The 19,552-nt window shown below is 43.8% G+C and carries 8 protein-coding genes, 2 tRNA genes and 3 rRNA genes; 9 read left to right on the top strand and 4 right to left on the bottom strand.

Annotation, left to right across the window (positions count from 1 at the left end):
• The first annotated feature begins 44 nt into the window (after nucleotides 1-44).
• The 6 genes from AHMF7605_RS08880 to rrf all read left to right on the top strand — a co-directional run bounded on the left by AHMF7605_RS08880 (nucleotide 45) and on the right by rrf (nucleotide 7,593).
• Nucleotides 45-1,313: an adenylosuccinate synthase gene (locus tag AHMF7605_RS08880; protein WP_106928441.1), complete on the top strand. Its 1,269-nt coding sequence runs from the start codon at nucleotides 45-47 to the stop codon at nucleotides 1,311-1,313.
• 1,002 nt (nucleotides 1,314-2,315) lie between these two features.
• Nucleotides 2,316-3,835, top strand: a 16S ribosomal RNA gene (locus tag AHMF7605_RS08875).
• Between the two features lie 197 nt (nucleotides 3,836-4,032).
• Nucleotides 4,033-4,106: transfer RNA gene (locus AHMF7605_RS08870), tRNA-Ile, on the top strand.
• Between the two features lie 80 nt (nucleotides 4,107-4,186).
• Nucleotides 4,187-4,260, top strand: a tRNA-Ala gene (locus tag AHMF7605_RS08865).
• A gap of 208 nt (nucleotides 4,261-4,468) precedes the next feature.
• Nucleotides 4,469-7,358, top strand: a 23S ribosomal RNA gene (locus AHMF7605_RS08860).
• A 123-nt stretch (nucleotides 7,359-7,481) separates the two neighbouring features.
• A 5S ribosomal RNA gene (rrf, locus tag AHMF7605_RS08855) occupies nucleotides 7,482-7,593 on the top strand.
• Together the 16S, 23S and 5S rRNA genes with 2 tRNA genes alongside form the textbook arrangement of a ribosomal RNA operon.
• Before the next feature lie 1,355 nt (nucleotides 7,594-8,948).
• Here rrf and AHMF7605_RS08850 read toward each other — a convergent pair.
• The 4 genes from AHMF7605_RS08850 to AHMF7605_RS08835 all read right to left on the bottom strand — a co-directional run bounded on the left by AHMF7605_RS08850 (nucleotide 8,949) and on the right by AHMF7605_RS08835 (nucleotide 15,769).
• Entirely contained in the window at nucleotides 8,949-9,950 is a 1,002-nt protein-coding gene (locus AHMF7605_RS08850; RefSeq protein ID WP_106928439.1) for a PorP/SprF family type IX secretion system membrane protein, read from the bottom strand.
• Nucleotides 9,951-9,966: 16 nt separating this feature from the next.
• Nucleotides 9,967-13,617 (bottom strand): gliding motility-associated C-terminal domain-containing protein, encoded by a 3,651-nt coding sequence (locus AHMF7605_RS08845; RefSeq protein WP_106928437.1) that lies wholly within the window; start codon nucleotides 13,615-13,617, stop codon nucleotides 9,967-9,969.
• A 112-nt stretch (nucleotides 13,618-13,729) separates the two neighbouring features.
• Nucleotides 13,730-15,052 carry a cryptochrome/photolyase family protein gene (locus tag AHMF7605_RS08840; RefSeq protein ID WP_106928435.1) on the bottom strand — a complete coding sequence of 441 codons (1,323 nt, stop codon included), beginning with the start codon at nucleotides 15,050-15,052 and terminating at the stop codon, nucleotides 13,730-13,732.
• A gap of 6 nt (nucleotides 15,053-15,058) precedes the next feature.
• On the bottom strand, nucleotides 15,059-15,769 hold the full coding sequence (locus AHMF7605_RS08835; RefSeq protein WP_106928433.1) for an SDR family NAD(P)-dependent oxidoreductase: 711 nt from the start codon (nucleotides 15,767-15,769) through the stop codon (nucleotides 15,059-15,061).
• Nucleotides 15,770-16,077: 308 nt separating this feature from the next.
• Between AHMF7605_RS08835 and AHMF7605_RS08830 the strand changes: the two genes are divergently transcribed.
• From AHMF7605_RS08830 to AHMF7605_RS08820, 3 genes are all read left to right on the top strand, one after another.
• Complete coding sequence (locus tag AHMF7605_RS08830) at nucleotides 16,078-17,382, top strand: M20/M25/M40 family metallo-hydrolase (protein ID WP_106928431.1); 1,305 nt, start codon at nucleotides 16,078-16,080, stop codon at nucleotides 17,380-17,382.
• 108 nt (nucleotides 17,383-17,490) lie between these two features.
• A complete protein-coding gene (locus AHMF7605_RS08825; protein WP_106928429.1) occupies nucleotides 17,491-18,174 on the top strand; it encodes a response regulator transcription factor in 684 nt (227 codons plus the stop codon).
• Nucleotides 18,171-19,541, top strand: coding sequence for a sensor histidine kinase (locus tag AHMF7605_RS08820; protein WP_106928427.1), 1,371 nt, complete (start codon nucleotides 18,171-18,173; stop codon nucleotides 19,539-19,541). Before AHMF7605_RS08825 ends, AHMF7605_RS08820 begins: the two co-directional genes overlap by 4 nt.
• Nucleotides 19,542-19,552: the final 11 nt, after the last annotated feature.

Here is a 19,552-nt window from a genome sequence, read left to right as displayed (position 1 = left end):
AACTTTTCATTAACAAACTTCTTTTCACCAATCACTCCTTATAAATGGCAGTAGATATTTTAATTGGTCTTCAGTGGGGCGACGAAGGCAAAGGTAAAATTGTAGACGTTCTAGCTCCTACTTACGACATTGTAGCACGGTTTCAAGGTGGTCCTAATGCTGGCCATACGCTCGAATTCGATGGTACCAAGCATGTTTTACATCAAATACCTTCTGGTATTTTTCATCCGCACATTATTAATATTATTGGTAATGGTGTAGTACTTGATCCAATAATTTTTAAAGCAGAAATGGAGAAGTTGGCTGCTCGTGAGGTCGATGCTGGCAAAAACCTTTATATATCTAAGAAAGCTGCTCTTATTCTACCTTCACATAAATTCATTGATCGTGTATCCGAAGAAGCACTAGGTGAAAATAAAATCGGATCTACTTTAAAAGGGATCGGGCCGACCTATCAGGATAAAATAGGTCGATCTGGTTTGCGGGTGGGTGATATTTTATTGGGCGATTTTAACGAACGTTACAAGCGTATAATTGAGCGTCATCAGAAAACGGTTAGTTTTTACCAACGGGATTTAGATATTGCAGAACAAGAAAAAGAATTTTTTCAGGCAATTGAATACCTTAAAACTTTTCGCTTAGTAGATAGCGAGTACATGATTAATCAAGCACTCAAAGCAGGTAAACGTATTTTAGCGGAAGGTGCCCAAGGTTCTTTGTTGGATATAGATTTTGGAACTTATCCCTTTGTTACTTCTTCTACTACTTTAGTTGCAGGTGCTTGTACTGGTTTAGGTGTTGCACCCAGACATATTGGCGAAGTGTATGGTATTTTTAAAGCATATTGTACCCGAGTAGGTAGTGGTCCTTTTCCGACTGAATTATTAGATGAAATTGGGGATAATATTCGCCAATCAGGTCATGAATTTGGTTCTACTACGGGTAGACCCCGCCGATGTGGTTGGATAGACTTACCCACCCTAAAATATTCAATTATGTTAAATGGAGTAACTCAACTTAACATGATGAAGGCCGATGTATTAGATGCTTTCGAAGAAATAAAGGTGTGTACACATTATAAATTACCTTCAGGCGAACTAACCGACATAGTGCCTCACCAATTTGTTGAAGGTGAACTAACGCCCTATTACACTACTTTGCCAGGGTGGAAAGTTAATACTAGTAACATAACAAGTTTTGGCGAACTACCAGAAGCATTTCATAAATATATAAGCTTTTTGGAAGATCAACTACAAGTACCAATTACTATTGTTAGTGTTGGTCCAGACAGAATAAGTACTTTGCGCAAATAGTTTTTCAAACGGGGGGGTAAAAATTTTCTTACAGGTTTTCAGGGGATTAGTGGATGGGGGAGGGGAAAAGGGGTTGTAGGATTAGGAAAAGTAAAAAGGGGGCGCGTATCTTTGGGCAGCGAAGCCGAAAAGGGGATTCAACGCCAAAGCTGCACCGGCTAAAAGCAGGGGAGGGAGGCGAACCAGAACACCGGGGAAGGCAGGGGGTCTTACCAGCCGCCAGCTAGGGCGGCAGAAAGAGAAAGGTAGAAAAAAAGTTGGGTTGCGGTTTGGAAAGTAAGCCCCCGAGCCGTACCTTTGTCTTCTGTTCCGGTAAAAAAGCCAGGCCAAGAAAAAAGGGGTAAAAAACTTATTCTTTTTTTGGAGAAGTAGAAAGTGCTTCTTACCTTTGCCTCCCCATTCGACAGTCGGTCGGAAGAAGCAAGACAAAGAAGAGTGGGCAGTAAGAACCAAAGCACTATTGAAAAAGGTTGTGAATAGGCCTTAGGCGCTCAAGAAAAAGGTAAAAATATTTTGCTTTACATTTGGAAAGAAGGAAAAGGATTCAGACCTTTGTGCTCCCAAATCGATAACAGGTCGAAGGGAAAAAGAGAGTGCAAAAAGAGTAGGGGTGGGAACGAATAACCTTAGCAAGTAGTTTAGGTTTAGTGTTCGGCCAGCAAGGAGGAGCGAAAAAAGATTAAAAAATATTTTGCTTTAGATTTGGAAAGAAGAAAAGAGATTTCGACCTTTGTGCTCCCAAATAAAAAGAAGCTACTTTAACCGAGAATTAAGCTAAATAAAACAAGTAAAACATCTTCCGGGTATTAATTTGCCAGAAGGTGCTAGCGTTAACCAGAAAGTGGTTAACAGAAGTTCTTTGAATGAGTGAGAATAGAGAATAGCAAACCGCATAAGTGCTTAATCTCTTCTTCAATAGGAGAGAGGGTCTTATGTTAAAAGAAAGAGCAGGCAACCATCCAGCGAGACAAATTGAGTAGCGATACTCTACAATTATATTCTACAATGGAGAGTTTGATCCTGGCTCAGGATGAACGCTAGCGGCAGGCCTAATACATGCAAGTCGAACGGGTCTAGGTAGCAATACCTAGATTAGTGGCGCACGGGTGCGTAACGCGTATGCAACCTACCTTTTATTGGGGGATAGCCCGAAGAAATTCGGATTAATACCGCATAACACTGTTTGAGGGCATCTGAAGACAGTTAAAGCTACGGCGATAAAAGATGGGCATGCGTGTCATTAGCTAGTTGGTGAGGTAACGGCTCACCAAGGCAACGATGACTAGGGGTTCTGAGAGGATGATCCCCCACACTGGTACTGAGATACGGACCAGACTCCTACGGGAGGCAGCAGTAGGGAATATTGGGCAATGGCCGCAAGGCTGACCCAGCCATGCCGCGTGCCGGATGAAGGCCTTCTGGGTTGTAAACGGCTTTTACCAGGGAAGAAAATACCTTTGCGAAGGGAACTGACGGTACCTGGTGAATAAGCACCGGCTAACTCCGTGCCAGCAGCCGCGGTAATACGGAGGGTGCAAGCGTTGTCCGGATTTATTGGGTTTAAAGGGTGCGTAGGCGGCCAAGTAAGTCCGTGGTGAAAGCCAACAGCTCAACTGTTGAACTGCCATGGATACTGCTAGGCTTGAGTACAGACGAGGTAGGCGGAATGGATAGTGTAGCGGTGAAATGCATAGATACTATCCAGAACACCGATTGCGAAGGCAGCTTACTAGACTGTAACTGACGCTGAGGCACGAAAGCGTGGGGAGCGAACAGGATTAGATACCCTGGTAGTCCACGCCGTAAACGATGATAACTCGATGTTGGCGATACACGGCCAGCGTCTTAGCGAAAGCGTTAAGTTATCCACCTGGGGAGTACGCCCGCAAGGGTGAAACTCAAAGGAATTGACGGGGGCCCGCACAAGCGGTGGAGCATGTGGTTTAATTCGATGATACGCGAGGAACCTTACCTAGGCTAGAATGCGCGTGACTGCTTCAGAGATGAGGCTTCCCTTCGGGGCACAAAGCAAGGTGCTGCATGGCTGTCGTCAGCTCGTGCCGTGAGGTGTTGGGTTAAGTCCCGCAACGAGCGCAACCCCTATCTTTAGTTGCCAGCACATCATGGTGGGGACTCTAGAGAGACTGCCTGCGCAAGCAGTGAGGAAGGTGGGGACGACGTCAAGTCATCATGGCCCTTACGCCTAGGGCTACACACGTGCTACAATGGGCGGTACAGAGGGTCGCTACTTAGTAATAAGATGCCAATCTCAAAAAACCGTTCTCAGTTCGGATTGAGGTCTGCAACTCGACCTCATGAAGCTGGAATCGCTAGTAATCGCGTATCAGCAATGACGCGGTGAATACGTTCCCGGGCCTTGTACACACCGCCCGTCAAGCCATGGAAGTCAGGGAGACCTGAAGACGGTAACCAATGAGGAGCCGTTTAGGGTAAAACTGGTAACTGGGGCTAAGTCGTAACAAGGTAGCCGTACCGGAAGGTGCGGCTGGATCACCTCCTTTCTGGAGCTGATGGTTACCTCTTGATTAGGTTTACTATTCTCTATCCCTTATTCAAAAAGTATTTCTACTAACAACAGGTTAGTAGGTAAAAGTAAGAAGTGGCAGTAATGCCGCGTGTAAGCGAAGCGAGCAGCAGAGGAAACAGAGCAGGACTAAACGCAAAGAAAGCCGGAGCTTGCAACTCAACGAAAAGAAGAGGGCTTGTAGCTCAGGTGGTTAGAGCGCTACACTGATAATGTAGAGGTCCCTGGTTCGAGTCCAGGCAGGCCCACACTTAGAAGTTACAGATTGCCGGTTAGAGGTGTCCAGTTGCAAAACGTTTACCTTATACCTGAAAACTTAACTTAAAAAGGGGGATTAGCTCAGCTGGCTAGAGCGCCTGCTTTGCACGCAGGAGGTCAACGGTTCGACTCCGTTATTCTCCACACTTAATTGAAATGATTATACCTAGTAAGGACAATAGGTCTTTACTTCTTAATTTAAGAAACAGTTTAAAGGCAGCTAGAAGCGAGTATCCAGTGATTGGTAACTTGCAACCTGTAACTTATAACCTGCAGCTTAAAGTAAAGTTCTTTGACATAATGGCAAGAGAAAAACTAGAGTAGACTAGATACGAGTAAAGAGTAAATTTTTTAGAAAGTTACTAAGGGCGTATGGGGGATGCCTAGGCTCTCAAAGGCGAGGAAAGACGTGATAAGCTGCGATAAGCTCGGGGGATTGGCACATACGAAGTGATCCCGAGATTTCTGAATGGGGCAACCCGGCTAGTTGAAGACTAGTCACACTGCAAAGTGAGCAAACCCGGAGAACTGAAACATCTAAGTACCCGGAGGAAGAGAAAATAATAATGATTCCGTAAGTAGTGGCGAGCGAACACGGAAGAGCCCAAACCATAGTTGTTACGGCAACTACGGGGTTGTAGGACCACGAGATGGGACTAAAAAAGGAAGCTAAATTACCTGGAAAGGTAAGCCAGAGAGGGTGATAGCCCCGTCAGCGTAAGCTTTTTAGCCCTAGTGGGATCCTGAGTAGGGCGGGACCAGAGAAATCCCGTCTGAATCCACCGGTACCATCCGGTAAGGCTAAATACTTTTGAGAGACCGATAGTGAACCAGTACCGTGAGGGAAAGGTGAAAAGAACCTTGAATAAAGGAGTGAAATAGAACCTGAAACCATACGCTTACAAGCGGTCAGAGGTCTTTTGTGGACTGATGGCGTGCCTTTTGCATAATGAGCCTACGAGTTACTCCTCTCTGGCAAGGTTAAGATTGTAGACAATCGGAGCCGCAGCGAAAGCGAGTCTGAATAGGGCGCATAGTCAGAGGGGGTAGACGCGAAACTTTGTGATCTACCCTTGACCAGGTTGAAGTGTGGGTAACACCACATGGAGGACCGAACCAGTTTCCGTTGAAAAGGATTTGGATGAGTTGAGGGTAGGGGTGAAAGGCCAATCAAACTGAGAAATAGCTCGTACTCCCCGAAATGTTTTTAGGAACAGCGTCGTGGTTAGAGTTTTATAGAGGTAGAGCTACCGATTGGACTAGGGGGAGTCACATCCTACCGAATCCAGACGAACTCCGAATGCTATAAAATATACACGGCAGTGAGGCGTGGGGTGCTAAGGTCCCACGCCGAGAGGGAAACAACCCAGACCATCAGCTAAGGTCCCTAAATCTATACTAAGTTGAACAAAGGAGGTCCAGTTGCTTTAACAGCCAGGATGTTGGCTTGGAAGCAGCCATTCATTTAAAGAGTGCGTAACAGCTCACTGGTCGAGCGACAGGGCATCGATAATAATCGGGCATCAAGTATAGTACCGAAGCTATGGATAGAAGTAATTCTGTGGTAGGGGAGCATTCTCATCGGCGAAGAAGGTGCCTGGTAATGGGTGCTGGAGCGATGAGAAAAGCAAATGTAGGCATAAGTAACGATAATGCAGGTGAGAAACCTGCACGCCGTAAGACTAAGGTTTCCTGAACAACGCTAATCGGTTCAGGGTTAGTCGGGTCCTAAGGCAACACCGAAAGGTTAAGTCGATGGACAACGGGTTAATATTCCCGTACTAGCTTCATAGAGTGATGTGGTGACGGAGGAGTGAAAGGTCTGCGTACTGACGGAATAGTACGTTGAAGGCCGTAGGTATTGGTTTGGTAGGTAAATCCGCCGAATTAGCTGAAAGCTGATAGTACGCCAACCCTTCGGGGGCGGCGATATGACCCTAATCCGACTTCCAAGAAAACCCGCTAAGCGTTTACTATGAAGCTACCCGTACCGTAAACCGACACAGGTAGTCGAGGAGAGCATCCTCAGGCGCTCGAGTGAATCACGGCCAAGGAACTCGGCAAAATGGCCCTGTAACTTCGGGAGAAGGGGCGCTTCCTTGCAGCAATGCAAGAAGCCGCAGTGAAAAGGCCCAGGCGACTGTTTAACAAAAACACATGGCTTTGCGAAATCGAAAGATGAAGTATAAGGCCTGACACCTGCCCGGTGCTGGAAGGTTAAGAGGGGGGGTTAGCCGCAAGGCGAAGCTCTGAATCGAAGCCCCAGTAAACGGCGGCCGTAACTATAACGGTCCTAAGGTAGCGAAATTCCTTGTCGGGTAAGTTCCGACCTGCACGAATGGTGTAACGATCTGGGCGCTGTCTCAGCCGTGAGCTCGGTGAAATTGTAGTCTCGGTGAAGATGCCGAGTACCCGCAACGGGACGGAAAGACCCCGTGCACCTTTACTATAGCTTAACATTGACTCTGGATAATTCATGTGTAGGATAGGTGGGAGTCTAAGAAGCGGTGTCGCTAGGCATCGTGGAGACAACGTTGAAATACCACCCTTGAATTATTTGGAGCCTAATCTCGAAAGGGAAACAGTGTTTGGTGGGTAGTTTGACTGGGGTGGTCGCCTCCAAAAGAGTAACGGAGGCTTTCAAAGGTACCCTCAGCACGCTTGGTAACCGTGCGTAGAGTGCAATAGCAGAAGGGTGCTTGACTGTGAGGCCGACAAGCCGAGCAGGTACGAAAGTAGGATATAGTGATCCGGTGGTTCCGCATGGAAGGGCCATCGCTCAAAGGATAAAAGGTACGCCGGGGATAACAGGCTGATCTCCCCCAAGAGCTCATATCGACGGGGAGGTTTGGCACCTCGATGTCGGCTCGTCACGTCCTGGGGCTGGAGAAGGTCCCAAGGGTTCGGCTGTTCGCCGATTAAAGTGGCACGCGAGCTGGGTTCAGAACGTCGTGAGACAGTTCGGTCCCTATCTGTTGTGGGCGTAAGAAATTTGCGAGGACCTGACCTTAGTACGAGAGGACCGGGTTGGACAAGCCTCTAGTGCACCGGTTGTGGCGCCAGCTGCAGCGCCGGGTAGCTACGCTTGGATGAGATAAGCGCTGAAAGCATCTAAGTGCGAAACTCACCTCAAGATGAGATTTCTTTGAAGGGTCGTGAAAGATGATCACGTTGATAGGCGGCAGGTGTAGAGGTAGAAATACCACAGCTGAGCCGTACTAATTACCCGTAAACTTTCTGAAAACAAATTTACTTTACGTCTAAGCTTACGACTAGCATTTTCTCTTGCCCAATTATGTTACAGTAACTTTAAAGATATTGGAACTACTTCAGTAGTCCCGCTCGGGAAAGCCGAGCAGTAAGATAATGGTGGTTATAGCGCGGGTGTTCACCTCTTCCCTTTCCGAACAGAGAAGTTAAGCCCCGTAGCGCCAATGGTACTGCAATCACATGCGGGAGAGTAGGTAACCGCCAACCCCTTTTTACCCAGCCCTTCCCTCAAGAAGGGCTTTTTTGCTTTTGTTTACTTCCATGTAACAACTTAACCGCTTTGCTATTCTATCCCCTGTTCTGGCAGGTAAACGGGATCAAAAAGCTTAAGTAGATCGACCCAGCTAATCGGAAAAGAAAAGGTAGTGTTCCTAATTCCTCTATAGAAGCTCAAATAATTTTGATTCTAGTGCCAAGGTGTCCTATACGAGTTCATGCTGGCTTCTTCCACCTAATTATACCACAAAGTTCTTGAACTGCTTAAAGGACTATTCTTTGTTTTTACATTTGGTAAAAATATTTCCTAGTCTCACATTTCTTTCAACTAAACACTAAACACCTCCACTAGTAATACAAAGATCACATCTCTGCCTTCTCTAGTGGGAGCAAAAAAGAGCATGCTTCCAATTGGACATTGTTCCTCCAAAATTTTACTAATTCATTAAGAATTGATAAAATTAATTTTCTTTTCCAATGGTGAACTTTATATTATTGTGTTTAATAAACCTCTAAAGGACGCAGAGGAATTATCCTGGCCATGATCAAGGGCACATATGGAATATATATGACTGACTGTTTCAAACTGCCTGCCAGAAAGCCTGCGCTATCCAGTAAAGGAAATGAACTTAGATATGGTCGCCAACACGCAACTAGCTATTAAGCGCAGTTTTCCTAAAGCCAAATTACCGATCACTACCATGTGCTGGCTTTTGAGATCTTGCATTAGCTGTAGGACTTCTTCAGCCTGCGGATTGGAAAGTCTTGGATGTAAACTTGGGCAAAAAGCTTTTAGCCTCAAGCAACTGTTTTACATATTCTTATCGAAATACGATAAAATGTCGGTCGGAAGGAGCAGACGAATGAGGGTTGCTTCTATCAGAATCTAGGTGCTCTTGTTGAAACAAAAAATTAAATATTTTCCTCTCCCCACAACTTCTCCGCTTGATCTGAAAAGGATAGGAACGGAAAATAAGTTGCTATATTGCTTTAACAAGGATCCCTAAATTTTACAACGCTTACCACAACTTGATGAACTTGTTGGTTCATGCAAACCTTCGAGTTAGTACATTTGAACCAAAGGCAGAAGTTTTGAACAATATGTACCTGAAAAAAGAATATTGCTCCTCAAGATCAAGCATATAAAGAAGTCACTCGAATCCAAAGATTATGTTAACTATATTCAAGGGAAATACAAGATTAATACTTGAACTTGCAACAACAAAAAGGGAGCAAAAGATTAAGGACTATGGTTAGTTGTTTAGTAGTTCTTGCATTTGAATCCACATATAATACAAATGTAAACTTTCTTCGTCGATTAGTTTATTTATCTAAATGTTTAGATTTTATTGCATCCATTGAGGACAAATAACCTTGCCTTTATTAAATAGTTTTATACCAAGTACAATTTCCTGGGAACCAGAATTAGCAACATTTAATTCTGAATTATTGTAGTCATAAGAATAGCCAATGTCCATCAGATAACTGATATTTAAGCCAATTAATCCGGCAAAAGAATCTTGATTGCGGTAAGAAACCCCTACCCATACCCGGTCGGCGTAAACGGCACGTAAATTAGCATCCACCGAAAATGGACTAGGACCAGCCATTTTCATCATAACCGAAGGAATAAGTGCTAAATCATTACCGAACCGGAATTTGTAACCTGCAGTAGCGAAAAAGTGCCGCTGGATAACTCCTGGAGTTTTTTGCTCCGGAGAATTATTTAAATCACGGCGGCCACGGGCTAATTGAGCACCGGCAAAACCCACAAAGAAATCTTGTGAGTAAATCCAAGTACCTACGTTTAAATCTAAGTAAGTACGATTAACGTAATCGCTGGTAATAGCCGGATCGGCGGGATTAATATAGGTAGCTTCTGCCGTATTTAAACTATTACGGATCATTCCGGCTGAAACACCAACCGATACATTGATTTTTTGACTAACCGGTAAATGAAACGCGTAGCTACCAGTTAAGTTGGTACGGCGAAGAACGCCGGTTTTATCTACGTGAGCCATAACTCCCACTCCGTGGTGAGGACGCGCGCGTTGAAAACGATTGCGTCTAACTGTATGGGTCCGGTTATTATAACGATTCCGGACACTGGTAGCTTCTTTATTCAAGGGAGTATGCGCACTAACATAATAGGTAACCGGAGCACCATCCAAGCCAACCCATTGATAACGGGTACCTAATCTTACATCGGTATAGTCCTCTATACCAGAAAGAGCGGGATTGTATAGATACGGATTCAGCATATACTGGCTGAATTGTGGTCGTTGCTGTGCCTGAATTCTAGGAATAAAACAAATTAATAAAGTGACAATTATTAAAATTCTTTTCATAAAATAAGATGTAAGCTTAGCGGACTAATGTTACGTTACCGGAAATAGGTTTGGATATTTTATCCAGGCGAATAATATAGTAATAGGTAGCCAAAGGTAAATCCTGACCATTATAAGTACCATCCCAAGCCTTTGTATAACCTGTATTAGATGTAAATACCTTAGTTCCCCAACGATTAAAAATTTCAACCGTTGCCTCCGGATAATTCTCGATTCGTTGAATTTCCCAGGTTTCATTAATACCATCGTGGTTCGGACTAAAGGTGTTTACTATAATAACCCGTGGGATAACGGTAATAGTTACTTCGTCGGTAGCAACGCAGCCTTCCTCGGAGAAAGCAGTTACTTTATAGGTAGTAGTTTTAGTTGGGCTAGCTACGGGCCGTTCAACATTCGAGTCGTTTAAACCAGTAGCAGGCTCCCATTTGTAACGTACGCCACCTCGGCCAATTAATTCCATTGTATTGCCCTCAATAATGGTAGTATCACGCCCGGCGCTAGCTGTAATACTAGTTACATTTACCGTAACTGGAGTACGGGCAGGACTTACACATTGATTTTGATTAACAGCCTGAACGTAAAAAGTGGTAGTTTGAGAAATAGGGTTAGTAACAAAAGTAGCGCCCTCAAATAAGATATTGCCACCAGTAGGAGTTTCGAACCATTGGTAAGTTAATCCTGTTCCTGTTGCAACTAAAGTGGCGGTACTATCCTGGCAAGTAGTAACGCTATTGGCTTCTACTACAGGTACAGGTGGTAACGGACTCACGTTGATTTGTATTGTTTGAGAAATACTGGTGCAATTGTCAGAAATTACCGTCCGACGGAACCAGGTGGTACGGCTGATTACCGGTGGTGTATAGTTTTGAGTATTATTGGTGCCAGCAGCCGGCGCAAAAGCTGCGGTGGCGCTGGTAATACTGCTTTCCCAGAGATAGGTATAAGTACCATTACCGCCGGATGGAGCAGAGCCAGTAATAGTTTTAGGAACTGTATTTTCACAAACCGCCGTCTCAGTACCACTAATGGTATTATTCGTAATCAAAGGCAGAACAGTTATTTGTACCACGTTACTGTAATTCGGATCGCAGGAACCAGAGATTACTCCACGTCGGAACCAGGTAGTCACAGTTAATACGGCTGGATTATAATTAGCTGTATTATTGGTACCAGCTGCAGTGGTAAAGCCGGTATTAGAACCAGTGGTGCTACTTTCCCAAATATAGCGGAGTGGTAGAGTGCCACCCTGCGGATCAGAGCCAGTTAAAGGGGCAGGTTGTTCGCCCCCGCAAAGCGATTGATCCGCTAGAATTGTATTATTAGTTACAGGTTGATCAACTGTAACTACTACCACATTGGAGGAGTCAATACAGCCGCCGGAAGTAACATAACGCCGGAACCAGGTAGTTTGACTAAGCGTGCCGGGTTCATAATTTTCTTCGTTGTTGATGTTGGAAGCCGGGGTAAAGCCTGCTGTAGCGCTAACAGTGCTGCTGCGCCATTGGATGGTGCCGCCTGCTAATGGGCTACCAATTAAAGGTAATACGGGTTCATTGGCACAAACTTGCTGATCGCCGGTAATATTACCACCTGTAATCCGGGGAGTAACCGTGATAGCTACAGCGTTACTGGTATCACCGGTGCAGGATGCAGAAGATACTAAACGTCGGAACCAGGCATTTTGCTGTAAAACAGGTGGCGTGTAATCGCGGCTATTATTTATTCCGGGAGCAGTGGCAAAAGTACCATTAGGTCCCGTAGTACTAAGTTGCCACTCGTATTTGTAGCCATTTGTATCACCGCCAGTTGGTTGAGTTCCGGATAATAACTGAGGTGCCGAACCCTGGCATACTTCCTGATCCTGGGAAATGTTGTTGTTAGCAATAGGAGGTAACACGGATACAGCAAAGGGAGTACGGGCGCCAGCGCTTTCGCAGCCATTAGGGCTAAGAGTAGTTATGTAAAAAGTGGTACTGGCGGTTAAAGGACCAGTAGTGTAGGTAGCGGCTGTGTCTAGTGGGGTACCACCGGTAGCTGAACCATAAAAGAGAAAAGTATTACCCGCCGGACCAGTTGGTCTTATAACGGTACTTTCGCCGGAACAAATAGAAACACCAGCTGCGGTAATTGTAGGCGGTTGTGGAACCTCGTTTACGGTAATAGTTATTTCTCCGGCTCCCTGTTGCGCTACATCGGCGGAGTTACCGCATTCATTTGCAAAACTAACGGAAACTTTATATTCTCCTACATTCGGGAAACTTATTTCCGGATACTTTGAGTTAGCCGAAGTGCCATTCACGAAGGTAGCCCCGCTGGTACCTGTAATAACCCACCGGAAAGATCCGGGCACTTCCGTTCCAAGGTTAGTATCATAAAATACATTTTGATCCGAGAACTTAATAGTAGTTGGTCCACAGAAGGGTCCATCGGCATTTAACTGTATCTCCGGATAAGCAATTAATACACTTTGAGAAGTAGTATCGCTGCCGCATTGGTTCGTTACAATTTGCTGTATTTGAAAACGGCCTTGTTCATTAAATTGAAAAACAGGAGTAGCTGAAGTATCGGTAGTATTATTGATAAACGAAACGCCACCGGCGGGTTGCCCTTGATTATTGAGCACGGACCATTTATAGGTTAAATTTCCACCTTTTGCACTATCAACAGGAGTTACAATCACCGGAACACATTGATTAGGGTCTAATCGCTTCTTCCCGTCGGGTGGACTGACCTGAAAATTGGCGGTTGGTTTCTGGCTTACTTCATAAAGTAAGGTAATTGTGGTATTACATGTGGCGCCAACCGCAGTTATACTAATCGGAAAAGTACCAATGGTATCAAACGGGGTAGCATTCCGAATGGGAGTGTCAATGTCGAACTGGTCGGGGGTATACCTTTCTTCGGTTCCACCCGGAGTCCATCGAACCAGATACTCGGTAATTCCCGCTGCATTAGCCGCAACTATGTTGTTAAATAATTTGGCTTTTACGCTGATAGCGGAATCTTTTGGAATACATACCTCAAAATCAGCACTATCGGTTACATCTGCTTCGGTAAAATTAGGGCCGCCACTAACCGTTACATTTTGAGGGGCAGAAGTTTGTGAACGGCAACCACGGGAAGCAGTAACCACGGTGACGGTAAAGGGTTTGGTACCGGTACCAAAGTAATTAAAGGCATGATTTACTTCGTAGCCACGGCCAATGGTGCCATCGCCAAAATCCCAGAGATATTCCACGTTGGTATCATTAGAGCCAACAATTTTAAAAGTGTAGGGTATTCCGGAGCATTGCACCCCCGTAGGAGAAATAGTAAAATCAGGTCTGGTAAGGTTGGGACCAAGCTCTATCCGGGTACCTGGGTCAGTAGTATTTGGGCTGCAAGCATTAGAAATACTGCTAACTTCTACAGCATAGGTACCTATACTCGCCGCATTATACGTTTGGTTGGTGGCCCCTGGTATTGGTTGCCCATCTTTAAACCACCTAAATTTTAGATCACTATCCACAACTCCTGGGTTTGCCGTAAGGGTTACGGGGGTACCGTTACAAATAAAGGCCGTTCCAGAAGGAGAAATAGTAGCAGTACATAAATTTTGTGCGTAAGAAGTAACAGAAAAAAGTACAATAACAAAGAATAAGTATAAGAAGCGTATGGTATGCTGCATCGAGGGTAAAGTTATAACTCGCCTTAATCTAATTGTAAATTTGATAAATGTAAGCAAAACATTGAGAAAATTTGAAAATGCAATATTAAAATTTTTATAACGTTATTTATTATTACTTGTTATTTTTATATTCCGTTAATGCCGCTTTGTAGGTGTTTATGGCCCGTTTTCGGGCAAATTCATGGTCAACCAAAGGCTTGCTATAATTGGAACTTTCCCATTCGGGCACCCATTTTTTTACGTACAAATATTGCTTGTCAAACTTTTGTAATTGAGCCAACGGGCTAAATACCCGGAAGTAAGGTGCGGCATCACAGCCGGATCCGGCTGCCCATTGCCAGCCTCCGTTGTTAGCTGCCAGGTCATAATCCAATAATTTTGCAGCAAAATAAGCTTCTCCCCAACGCCAATCAATTAGTAAGTGTTTGCAAAGAAAACTGGCCACTACCATACGAACCCGGTTGTGCATAAAGCCTGTGACATTTAATTCGCGCATACCAGCATCTACCAGGGGGTAACCCGTATTTCCCGCACACCAATGAGCAAAATGGTTTTCGTTATTTTGCCAGGGAATGTAGTCATACGCTGGCTTAAAGGCGCCGGATTCTACGTGCGGAAAATGATACAATATCATGTGGTAAAAGTCGCGCCAAATTAGTTCGTTTAACCAGGTAACGTTTAATTTTTGAGCGAGTTGTACTGTTTGCCGAATACTAATGGTGCCAAACCGCAAATGCACACTTAAACGGGAAGTTCCTGCCAAAGCCGGGTAATCCCGGGTTTTATCGTAATGGGCAATAATTTTTTCGGTAACGCTTTTGCCGGGCGTTCGTAAGTCTGTTTCCCGGAAACCTAAATCCTTTAAAGTTGGGAGGGGTTCAGGTGGCATAGTTACAAACTGAGAGGTGTATTTTTCGGTTGGATAGGATTTTACGTAAAAAGAATTCACCGTGTTTAGCCAGCGTTTCTTATAAGGGGTAAAAACCGTGTAAGGCTTACCGTCGGGTTTAGTAATCTCGCTTTTTTCAAAGATTACCTGGTCTTTATACGTATGAAAAGGAATTGCGTGTTTATTTAAATAGTGTTCTACTGCGGCATCACGCTGCTGAGCGTAAGGTTCGTAATCGTGATTAGTGTATACTGCTGCAATTTTTTTTTCCTGAATTAACTGCGAAAATATTTCTAAAGGCTTACCGTGCTTTACTAGTAGGTAAGATCCCAATAATTGTAAACTTTCGGCTAAACTCTCAATAGCTTGGTGGATAAACTGGACACGCCGGTCTTCCCGATCCGAGAGTTGTTCTAAAATATCAGAATCGTAAATAAAAAGAGGTATTACCGGAATGCCAACTTTTAAGGCATGGTATAAACCTGCATTATCGGTGAGGCGTAAATCGCGCCGGAACCAAAAAATAGAAACAATTGGCGTGTCCATCTTAAATTAACGTAGTGCCGATAAACCTCCATCTATGGTTACTACCTGACCTGTAATCCAGCCAGCTTGATCGGAAAGTAAAAACAAAGCTAAAGCGGCAACTTCGTCCGGTGTACCGGTGCGGGCAAGTGGGTGGCGCTTACCGGCGGCTTCGCGTTTTTCGGGAGTAGCGAGTAAATTACCTGCCAGAGGAGTATTGGTAAGCGAAGGAGCAATTACATTTACCCGGATTTTTAAGGCCGCCCACTCCGCCGCAAGCGCTTTTCCTAAACCTTCCACCGCCGCTTTGGCCGAAGCTGTGGAAGCGTGAAAACTCATTCCGGTTTGAGCCGCTACCGAACTAAATAATACCACTCCTGCTTCGCCGGCTCGTTTCAGGTGAGGTAAAAAAGCCTGGAGCATCGTAACAGCCCCTAATACGTTAATTTCCCATTCTTCTTGAAAGTCTTTTGGAGTAAGCCGGTTGAATGGTTTTAAGTTTATCGTGCCCGGACAGTATACCAGACCATGCAAGCTCTCGGGTATTTGTTCCATTATTTTAGAGGTAGGAATTTGGCGCGCATCCCAGGAAATATAAGTCAAATTACCGATTGGTAAAACAGCTGGTTGGTGCCGGCTTATAGCAATAACCTGATAATACTCATTTAATAACTGCTGAATCAAAGCCGCTCCAATACCAGAACTGCCGCCAATTACCAGAATATTTTTGTCCGCCATACACAATAAAGTAAATTAAACTCATTCACCCGGAAACTTATATGCTAGGATTCAAAGGAGTGAACGGAAGCAAAACTGGTAAAAGGCTGTATTGTTTCAGAAGAAATAAGAATTGCCTCTTTTATTTAAATGTAGTCCGTCAGTTATTTAAGAATAAACATTACCGGTTTAAGAAGTAAAAAATTAAAAATAAACAATAAACTCACTTCTTTATGCGACCAGAAGTAGTTATATGGAAGACTCAGTAATCATGCATAACCAAACCAATTTTTTAAATATATTGCGGTACCTCCTTAGTTAATTATTTTATGATCTTTCGCACGAAACATTTCATCCTGACTTGTACTATTACTATTACTTTAATGGGGCAATTATTTGCCCAGACTCCAATAAATGCCTCTGAGGTTACCAGGATAGTTAAAACCTTATCGGCTGATAATATGCGAGGCCGGAAAGCCTTAACTCCTGATATTGATAAAGCGGCAGCCTTTATTAGCACCGAATTTAAAAAAGCTGGTTTACAAATCTTCCCCGGCCTGAAATCGTTTGAACAACCTTTTGCCGCTTACGAAGTTAACTCCGGAAGTAGCACGGTACTACTCGATGGGAAAACTTTGCCGGAACAAGCTGTATTTATCAGAACTGGAGCCAAAAAAGTAGAGTGGAACCAAAATAGCAGTCAAGTAAAAAATACTACCAGCATTGAGGCTAGTGATAATTTAATCCAGAAGTTTCAGGAAACGCTTACCAGCAGAAAAAGCGGCTTAATTTTAATTGATACTGCCCACGCTGAATTATTTAAGCGTTATAAAAATTACATGAGCCGCAATAACATACAATTAGGCTTAGATAGTACCACTCTGGTTTTTGCTCTTACCTCCATTAAAAATCCTCAGACCGTTCAGGTAAGTGCGCAAAACTCAATAACCGAGAAAGCATTAAAAAATATTGTCGGCTATTTGCCCGGTACTTCCCGAAAAAACGAGTACGTTATTTTTTCTGCTCACTACGATCATATTGGAATCCTAGATCCGGTAAACGGCGATTCCATCGCCAATGGGGCCGACGACGATGCTACGGGTACTACTGCGGTTATAACGTTGGCAAATTATTTTAAAAAACAGAAAAATAATGCCCGCAGTTTGATCTTTGTCGCTTTTACCGCCGAAGAGATTGGTGGTTATGGCGCCCAATATTTTTCGAAACAATTAATTCCTGAGCAAGTTACTGCCATGTTTAACATCGAAATGATTGGCAAAGAATCGCAGTTTGGTAAAAATGCCGGCTTTATTACGGGGTTTGATAAATCAGATTTTGGGAAAATACTTCAAAAAAACCTGGCGGGGTCCAACTATTCTTTCCAACCCGATCCTTACATCAAAGAAAATTTATTTTACCGATCCGATAATGCCACTCTCGCGCGGTTAGGCGTGCCCGCACATTCTTTATCGACCGATAAAATTGATACAGATAAATTATACCACTCGGTAGATGATGAATTTGCCAGCCTGGATATTGCGAACATGACCAATATTATAAAAGCAATTGCCCAAGCTGCCCGTAGCATTATTGCCGGTCAGGACACGCCTACTCGTATTCAATCTGAAAAATAGTAAATAAGACCAAAACGTTCTTACGGAATTTCTTCATTCAATCAAAGGAGAATATACCAGCAGGTTGATTGATACTTAGGTAGCGTAAAAACATTTACTTAATAGCTAATGCATATTCTAGTTGTAGAAGATGAGCCTAACGTGGCGGCTTTTATTAAGAAAGGCTTGCAGGAACAGGCTTACGAAGTAGAAGTGGCCTACGATGGATTTACGGGTAAAAGCTTGGCTACCCAAAATTCTTACGATCTTATTATACTGGATGTAATTTTACCTAACCTGAACGGAATTGAAGTTTGTAAGCACATTCGGGTGCAGGATAAAAAAACACCGGTACTTATGCTTACCGCTTTAGGAACTACCGACGATGTAGTAACTGGCCTGGATGCTGGGGCGGATGATTATTTAACGAAGCCATTTAAATTCAGGGAGCTATTAGCCCGGGTGCGGGCCTTGCACCGCCGGCACTACGTTAGCGAGGAATCCGAACTACTTACAATTGCCGATTTACAACTAAACCTGGAAACCAAATCCGTTACCCGCAGCAATAAACTCATTACGCTTACCGCCCGCGAATTTACTTTATTGGAATACTTTCTCCGGAATAAAGGCAAGGTACTGTCGCGGCTAAGTTTACTCGAAAATGTTTGGGAAGTTAATTTTGATTTAAGCTCTAACGTGGTAGATGTATACGTAAATTATTTGCGTAATAAAATTGATAAAGATTTTTCGGCTAAACTTATTCATACGGTTATCGGGATGGGATATATGCTGAAAGATACCGGTGATTTATGAGTATCCGCACGCGCCTTACTCTTACGTTTACGCTCCTGATTGCCGGGATTTTGATGATTTCCTTCTTGATTATTTATTATTCTTCGGAGCAGTACCGGCGAGTAGAGTTTTTTGACCGGCTGCACGAACGAGGTTATATCATTGCGCAATTATACCTGGAACAAGACGAAATTAGTTTTCAGACCTTCGAGAAAGTACGCCGCAAGTTTTTTCAAAACTTACACCAGGAATCCATTGATATTTTTGACCAGAATAAAAAGCCTCGTTTTATCCGGAACCAATATCCTTTTATTGCCCCCTCCCGGGCTTTCGACCAGATTGCCAAAAAAAAGTATATCCAATTTGCTCGTGGTTCCCGGCAAGGAATAGGATTTTTGTACCAGGATAATCAAGGCCAATTTTACATATTTGTTTCGGCGGTAGATATAACCGGGCACCGGAAAATGGATAATCTCCGCCGAGTACTAATTATTAGTTTTCTGGCGGGAAGTTTAGTAGTATTTCTGATTGGTAGATTCTTTACTTCGTTAGTTTTAAACCCGGTGTCAGAAATGGTAGCCGAAGTAAACGAAATTCGGGTTACGAATTTGCACCGGCGGCTAAAAGAAGGTAACGGACAGGATGAATTCGGGCTTTTGGCCAAAACTTTTAACCAGATGCTGGACCGCTTAGAAACCGCTTTCGACATGCAGAAGAATTTTATTTCCAATGCTTCCCACGAACTTCGCAATCCGCTCACGGCTATTAGTGGGGAAATTGAAGTAACCTTAAGCCGCGACCGGGAACCTCCCGAATACAAAGTATCTTTAGTAACCTTACAAAACGAAGCCGAACGGTTAGAAAGATTAATCAAAGATTTGCTTAACCTGGCGCAAACAGATTCCGAAAACAGTAGTCAGAAAACAGAAAAGTTTCCGTTGGATGATTTATTGCTGGAATTAAAAGCGGAGATGGACCGCTTGTATCCGGATAATAATCTGGCAGTATCTTTTAAGAATATGCCCGAGGAAGCAATTATTTTAGAAGTAACCGGTATCCGCGATTTACTTAAGGCAGCACTTCTAAATGTGTTGGAAAACGCGCATAAATTTTCGAACGGAAAAGCGGTTCAATTACAACTAATTTATCAGAATAACCAGTTACATGTTCACGTACTGGACCAAGGTATGGGTATCCCGCCGGCTGATTTAAACAATATATTTGAGCCATTTTATCGGGCCGCAAACGCCCGGGGGATTAAAGGTACAGGTGTCGGTTTGGCGCTCACCCAAAAAATTATTCACTTGCATCACGGGCAAATCCAGATAGCTTCCGAAGTAAATCATGGTACTCAGGTCCACATAATTTTACCAGCCGGTAGGGTTTAAAGAATATCAGA

Origin of the sequence: Adhaeribacter arboris (assembly GCF_003023845.1) — a bacterium.
Taxonomy (GTDB): domain Bacteria; phylum Bacteroidota; class Bacteroidia; order Cytophagales; family Hymenobacteraceae; genus Adhaeribacter; species Adhaeribacter arboris.
Note: the sequence above shows the minus strand (reverse complement) of the source record. Positions and strands in the feature narration are given on the sequence as shown.

Coding starts and splice junctions, on each gene's coding strand:
- AHMF7605_RS08880 (WP_106928441.1), top strand. CDS start 45: ATGGCAGTAGATATTTTAATTGGTCTTCAGTGGGGCGACGAAGGCAAA.
- AHMF7605_RS08850 (WP_106928439.1), bottom strand. CDS start 9,950: ATGAAAAGAATTTTAATAATTGTCACTTTATTAATTTGTTTTATTCCT.
- AHMF7605_RS08845 (WP_106928437.1), bottom strand. CDS start 13,617: ATGCAGCATACCATACGCTTCTTATACTTATTCTTTGTTATTGTACTT.
- AHMF7605_RS08840 (WP_106928435.1), bottom strand. CDS start 15,052: ATGGACACGCCAATTGTTTCTATTTTTTGGTTCCGGCGCGATTTACGC.
- AHMF7605_RS08835 (WP_106928433.1), bottom strand. CDS start 15,769: ATGGCGGACAAAAATATTCTGGTAATTGGCGGCAGTTCTGGTATTGGA.
- AHMF7605_RS08830 (WP_106928431.1), top strand. CDS start 16,078: ATGATCTTTCGCACGAAACATTTCATCCTGACTTGTACTATTACTATT.
- AHMF7605_RS08825 (WP_106928429.1), top strand. CDS start 17,491: ATGCATATTCTAGTTGTAGAAGATGAGCCTAACGTGGCGGCTTTTATT.
- AHMF7605_RS08820 (WP_106928427.1), top strand. CDS start 18,171: ATGAGTATCCGCACGCGCCTTACTCTTACGTTTACGCTCCTGATTGCC.